The sequence below is a fragment of the Paenisporosarcina sp. P5_A11 genome, assembly GCF_056400705.1.
In genome coordinates this window covers 1-6695 of sequence record NZ_JBFUKT010000176.1, presented here as the reverse complement: position 1 = coordinate 6695, position 6695 = coordinate 1, and the positions used below count along the sequence as shown (strand labels likewise).

General features: G+C 38.6%; 6 protein-coding genes. All 6 read left to right on the top strand.

Annotated elements, in window-relative coordinates; all coding sequences use genetic code 11:
- Nucleotides 1-22 precede the first annotated feature (22 nt).
- On the top strand, nucleotides 23-967 hold the full coding sequence (fabD, locus tag AC1DOS_RS16815) for an ACP S-malonyltransferase (RefSeq protein WP_477538430.1): 945 nt from the start codon (nucleotides 23-25) through the stop codon (nucleotides 965-967).
- Complete coding sequence (gene fabG, locus AC1DOS_RS16810; RefSeq protein WP_477538429.1) at nucleotides 967-1713, top strand: 3-oxoacyl-[acyl-carrier-protein] reductase; 747 nt, start codon at nucleotides 967-969, stop codon at nucleotides 1711-1713. Before fabD ends, fabG begins: the two co-directional genes overlap by 1 nt.
- A 57-nt stretch (nucleotides 1714-1770) precedes the next feature.
- Complete coding sequence (gene acpP / locus AC1DOS_RS16805; RefSeq protein WP_024535029.1) at nucleotides 1771-2007, top strand: acyl carrier protein; 237 nt, start codon at nucleotides 1771-1773, stop codon at nucleotides 2005-2007.
- Between the two features lie 130 nt (nucleotides 2008-2137).
- Nucleotides 2138-2905 carry a ribonuclease III gene (gene rnc, locus AC1DOS_RS16800; protein ID WP_108584772.1) on the top strand — a complete coding sequence of 256 codons (768 nt, stop codon included), beginning with the start codon at nucleotides 2138-2140 and terminating at the stop codon, nucleotides 2903-2905.
- A gap of 2 nt (nucleotides 2906-2907) precedes the next feature.
- Nucleotides 2908-6492, top strand: coding sequence for a chromosome segregation protein SMC (gene smc, locus AC1DOS_RS16795; protein ID WP_477538428.1), 3585 nt, complete (start codon nucleotides 2908-2910; stop codon nucleotides 6490-6492).
- A partial coding sequence (locus AC1DOS_RS16790; protein WP_477538427.1) for a signal recognition particle receptor subunit alpha occupies nucleotides 6489-6695 on the top strand: 207 nt, incomplete at its 3' end. The genes smc and AC1DOS_RS16790, both read left to right, overlap by 4 nt.

The following is a 6695-nucleotide window of genomic DNA, read 5'->3' as shown; positions in this document are numbered from 1 at the left end:
CAATAGCAGGAGGCAAAACACAATGACCAAAATTGCATTTATTTTTCCTGGACAAGGCTCTCAAGCTGTAGGGATGGGTAGCGAATTAGTCCATTCGAACAATGGAAATAAAGAATTTTATGATAAAGCAGATGAACAGTTAGGTTTTGCGCTATCTAAACTCATGCTAGAAGGACCGGCAGAAGAATTGACTTATACATACAATGCCCAGCCGGCTTTATTGACAACAAGTACGATGGTTTCTGAACTTCTACAAGCAGCTGGGTTAAAACCTGACTATACAATTGGACATAGTTTAGGAGAGTACTCTGCGCTTGTTGCTTCAGGTGTGATGTCATTTGAAGATGGTGTAAAGATCGTCCACGATAGAGGATTGTTCATGAACGAAGCAGTACCGGCCGGAGAAGGTGCGATGGCAGCAATATTAGGCATGCAGTCAGATGCTTTGAAAGTAGTAACGGATCAAGTAACCTCACAAGGCGATGTAGTTCAATTAGCTAACTTAAATTGTCCTGGTCAAATTGTTATTTCTGGAACTAAACAAGGTGTAGAAAAAGCTTCTTTACAAGCTAAAGAAGCGGGTGCTAAGCGTGCGATACCTCTAGTTGTAAGTGGTCCTTTCCATTCGGAATTAATGCGTCCAGCAGCTTCGAAGTTGCAACAAGCTTTAAACCAACTGGAAATGCATAATACAGATGTGCCTGTTATTTCGAACGTCACCGCAAGTCCAGTTACAACAGCTGAAGAAATGAAAGAATTGCTCGTTCAACAATTATACTCGCCTGTGCGTTTTGAAGAATCGATTCGCGCATTGATGGACTTAGGTGTCAACACATTTATTGAATGTGGACCTGGCAAAGTATTGAGTGGTTTAGTAAAGAAAATAGATCGATCTGCAGTAATTTATGCAGCTTATGATTTAGAGTCAATCGAACAAGTGATTGAAGCATCGAAGGAGTGGGCTTAATGGGGAAATTGAACGGTAAAACAGCAATCGTCACAGGGGCTTCTCGAGGAATAGGAGCCGAAATAGCTAAATACTTGGCAAAAGAAGGCGCGCGTATTGCCGTGAACTATAGCGGTAGTCAATCAAAAGCAGAAGAAGTTGTTAATGAAATTACGGCAAACGGTGGCGAAGCATTTGCCATTCAAGCAAGTGTCAGTGATGTTGAAAGTGTATCGGCTATGATTTCTGAAACGATGAATCGTTTTGGAAGTATTGATATCCTAGTTAATAACGCAGGTATCACACGTGATAATCTATTAATGCGTATGAAAGAAAACGAATGGGACGATGTTATTAACACGAATTTAAAAGGTGTGTTCTTATGTACCAAAGCTGTTACACGCCAAATGATGAAACAACGTTCTGGACGAATCATTAATATTTCTTCTGTCGTGGGCGTATCTGGTAATGCGGGTCAGGCAAACTATGTTGCAGCAAAAGCTGGAGTCATTGGCTTAACGAAGACAACAGCTAAAGAATTAGCTAGTCGCAACATTAATGTCAATGCAATTGCTCCAGGATTTATTACGACTGAAATGACAGATGAACTATCAGAAGAAGTGAAAAATCAAATGCTTACACAAATTCCTTTAGCAAAACTTGGCAGCCCTGAAGACGTTGCGAAAGCTGTTGTGTTTTTAGCTTCTGAAGATTCAAACTATATTACGGGCCAAACACTTCATGTAAATGGTGGAATGGTCATGTAATTGCCCCTATCAAGTAGGCTTGTTTTTTTGTATAATCATTGAGGGGAGGTGACTTTAGTGGCAACTGTAATAGAGCGAGTAACAAAAGTAATCGTAGATCGTTTAGGTGTTGACGAGAGCGAAGTGAAATTGGAAGCTTCTTTCCGTGATGATTTAGGTGCTGATTCTTTAGATGTAGTTGAACTTGTTATGGAATTAGAAGATGAGTTCGATATGGAGATTTCTGATGAAGATGCTGAGCAAATCAGTACAGTAGGAAGTGCAGTAACTTTTATTGAAAGCAAACAAGGATAAGCAATTATTCCATTGCGAGACGTGGAAGACATTCATAACGAATGGTCTTCTGCGTCTCTATTTCTTTTTGCACAAAAGACGACAAACGAGTAAAATAGACCGTAGTTATTAAAGGAAGGCAGATTACATGATGACGGGTAAACGAAGAGGGACGCCTCAAAAAAACGGTACATTTTCAGAAACAGTTAAGCAATCATTTGCAATATTACAGCAAGAATTAGGAGTTCAATTTTTAAATCCAGAACTTCTGTATCAATCTTTTACACATTCATCTTATGTGAATGAGCATCGACGGAAATTTTACACGGACAATGAGCGACTTGAATTTTTAGGTGACGCGGTTCTAGAGCTGTCTGTCTCTCAATATTTATTTCAAAAGTTTACTGCCATGAGTGAAGGCGAGTTGACGAAATTACGTGCAGCGATTGTATGTGAACCGTCACTCGTATTATTTGCGAATGAATTGAACTTTGGGAAATATGTGCTTTTAGGTAAGGGAGAAGAAGTTACAGGAGGACGAGGACGCCCTGCACTTCTTGCAGATGTCTTTGAGTCCTATGTTGGTGCCCTTTATTTAGATCAAGGCTTACAACCTGTTGTAACGTTTTTAGAGAAAGTAGTCTTTCCAAAAGTCGAAACCGGTGCTTTTTCGCATGTGATGGATTATAAGAGTCAGTTGCAAGAGATGGTTCAACAAACGAATAATGGTTCCTTAAGCTATGAAATCATAGAAGAAAAAGGACCAGCCCATAACCGTACGTTTGTTTCAAGTGTTCGATTAGGAAACAGCGAACTAGGTATTGGAAACGGGAAGTCTAAAAAAGAAGCTGAACAAAAAGCCGCACAAGTAGCGATCGTTCACTTACAAGAACAAGCTACAAGTAGACAGGAGGGCTAATTTTGTTCCTTAAACGACTTGAAGTCATTGGATTTAAATCGTTTGCGGATCGAGTTGGTATCGATTTTGTGCCTGGAGTAACCGCGGTTGTTGGCCCTAATGGTAGTGGGAAAAGTAATGTGACGGATGCTATTCGTTGGGTTCTCGGTGAGCAATCAGCGAAATCTCTTCGTGGAGCGAAAATGGAAGATGTAATTTTTGCGGGAAGTGATTCTAGAAAACCACTCAATTTTGCAGAAGTCACACTCATACTCGACAACTCAGATCAGCGCTTGCCTTTAGATTACAATGAAATAAGTGTCACAAGACGCGTGTTCCGTTCTGGAGATAGCGATTATTTATTAAATAAACAATCTTGTAGATTGAAAGATATTACCGATTTGTTTATGGATTCAGGATTGGGCAAAGAAGCTTTTTCAATTATTTCACAAGGTCGAGTCGACGAGATATTAAATAGTCGTCCTGAAGACCGCCGTTCTATTTTTGAAGAGGCTGCTGGCGTTCTGAAATACAAATTGCGCAAAAAGAAAGCAGAGAACAAGCTTTTTGAAACAGATGACAATCTTCACCGAGTATTGGATATACTACATGAGTTAGATGATCGAATGGAACCGCTTCAAATGCAATCGTCAGCAGCCACCGATTATCTACGTATGTCTGAAGAACTAAAAGATGTGGATCTCAAATTAATAGCGTTTGATTTAACTAACGTAAACAAACGCTTAACTGAAGTAATGCAAGAAGTCGACATTTTCAAGCAACAAGAAAAAGAACTTGAGAGCGTCATTGTGGATATGGAAGTTGAGTTGCAGTCGGTACGAGGTCAATTGGCAAAGCAAGACAGTTTAATTGATGAGTCCCAAGAATCCTTGGTCGAGGCAAGTTCAGAACTTGAACGATGGGATGGTCGTAAGCTATTAATGGCTGAAAAACGTCATAATAAGGATCAACAAATTGAAAAATTGAAATTGACAATTGTTGATCTCGAAGAAGACAAAGTCCAGTTAACGACCCAGTTGGAACTAAAACAAATGATTGCGACAAAAAGTAAAGCTGAATTGCGAACTGTTCAAAATGAAGTAAAACAATTAGATCATTTATTAAAACAAACAAGTGCTGAAATTGAAGTGGAAATAGAAGATCATAAATCGACGTATATTGAATTGTTGAATGAAGAAGCGACTGTTAAAAATGAATTGAAACATCTAGATCAACAACTACTTCAACAAGATGAATTTAAAGGTAAGAAAACGAGCGAATATAAACAAATTACTTCTGATTTAGCGAAAGTTAAAGAACAAAAGAATCAAGTCGATCAACAGCTTTCACAAATTCGTAGTTCTTTAAATGAAAAATTGACCTATTACAAAGATCTACAACAAACGTTTTCAAAAGAAAAAGATAAACTAGAATCTAAACAGTCGATGTTGTACCAAGCTTATCAGCATCAACAACAATTAAAGGCAAGAAAAGAGTCATTGGAAGCACTTGAAGCAGATTTCTCTGGTTTCTTCCAAGGTGTAAAAGAAGTATTAGTTGCGCGTGAAAAGGGTCAGCTTACTGGGATAACTGGAGCAGTAGCGGAACTCATTCAAGTGAAGGCAGCTTACGCTAAAGCACTTGAAACAGCACTTGGTGGTGCAATGCAACATATTGTCACTGATACTGATCAAGATGCCCGAAAAGCGATTGCCTTCTTAAAGACGAAACGCACTGGACGTGCAACCTTCTTACCTAAAACAGTGATGAAGTCGAGAAAAATTCATTCTGATGGATTGCATAGTATTAAGAGCCATCCATCATTCATTCAAACGGCTGATGAACTCGTTTCGTTTGAACCATCATCGAAATCCATTGTGGAAAATTTACTTGGAAATGTAATTGTAGTAAAAGATTTAGAAGGTGCATCTCAGATTGCGAAGTCAATTCAATATCGATACCGAGTAGTGACCTTGGATGGCGATATTATTAATGCAGGCGGTTCATTAACTGGTGGATTTACAAAACAGCAATCTTCTGTATTTTCTAGAAAAGCTGAATTGGATGAACTATCATTGAAATTAGCTGGAATGGACGATTCTATTCAGACAGCTGAGAATCAAGTGTCTACTTTAAAAGTGGCAATTGATAAACAAGCTTTATTACTTGAAAGTATGCGTACTGAAGGTGAAGAAAGTAGAGCGCAAGAATTAGAACTAAGTTCAAACTCACGTGAACTCGAAGCCACATTAAAACGTCTTAAGGAACGTGCTTTTGTCTCGAACTCAGAAGCAAAAGACGTGACAAGTCGTCATGAACAAGCTGTTGAGAAAAAAGAACTCGCACACAAACGCCTTTTTGAATTAAAAGAAGAATTGGGTAAAATCAACGAAACGATTAATCGTTTAACGAATCTTAAGTCCAAAAACTTAAGTGACCGAGACCAATTAACTGAACAAATGGCTGAGCTTCGTTCCAGACAGGCAGTGTTAGCTGAACAATTGAAAGCTGCTGAGCAAACTGTAGCGGAAATCCAGGAGAACATTCAAAAAGTGACGAACAAGCTTGATCATGCCACCAAAGAAATGCAGTGGTATATAACTGGTGATAGTCAAATGGGTCCAACACCTATTGAAATTGACCAGAACTTGAATGATTGGACGACAAAGAAAAAATCTCTTGTGGGACTAATTGCGAAAAGTAAAGAGCAACGTATGCAAACTCACAACCAACTCCAACAAGTGGAGCTTCAATTGAAGAAAAACCAACATTTACACAAACAACAATTAGATTTACTTCGAGCTGCAGAAGTGAAGATGAATCGTTTTGATGTAGAGCAATCTACGCTTCATATGCAGTTAGAAGAAAACTATCATGTTACAATCGATGAAATAGACCTTCCGAATATGGAAACATTTGAAGAACAAGGATCACGTAAAAAAGTCAAATTACTTAAACAGTCTATTGAAGAATTAGGACCTGTAAACATAGCTTCAATAGAAGAGTTTGAACGTGTTTCTGAACGTCATTCGTTTTTAACTGAACAGCGTCAAGATTTAATGGATGCAAAAGAAACGTTACATGAAGCAATTAAAGAAATGGACGAGGAAATGACTTTACGCTTCAGTGATACTTTCCATGCGATTCGTGCGCAATTTGGACGGGTATTCCGAGAGTTATTCGGTGGTGGTCAAGCTGATTTAGTGCTAACGGATCCAACGAATATGCTTGAAACTGGTATCGAAATCATCGCACAACCTCCTGGAAAGAAACGTCAAAACTTAAGTTTACTTTCCGGTGGAGAGCGAGCATTGACTGCAATTGCCTTGTTGTTCGCCATTTTAAACATACGTCCTGTACCGTTTTGTATTTTAGACGAAGTCGAAGCGGCGCTTGATGAATCGAATGTCGTTCGTTATAGTCAGTATTTGAAAAAGTTTAGTCACGATACACAGTTTATCGTCATTACTCATCGTAAAGGAACGATGGAAGGTGCCGATGTGTTGTATGGTATTACCATGCAAGAATCGGGAATTTCCAAATTAGTATCCGTAAAAATGCAAGAAGATAAACCGACACTTGTCGCACAAGGGAGCGAAAAAGCTTGAGTTTCTTTAAAAAGATAAAAGAAAAAATATCAGGAACGAGTGAATCGATTTCTGTTTCCGAAAAGTTTAAGGATGGATTATCAAAGACGCGTAATCAATTTACTTCGAAAGTAAATGATTTGGTTGCTAAATACCGAAAAGTAGATGAAGATTTCTTTGAAGAGTTGGAAGATTTATTGCTTCAAGCCGATGTTGGTTTTGTT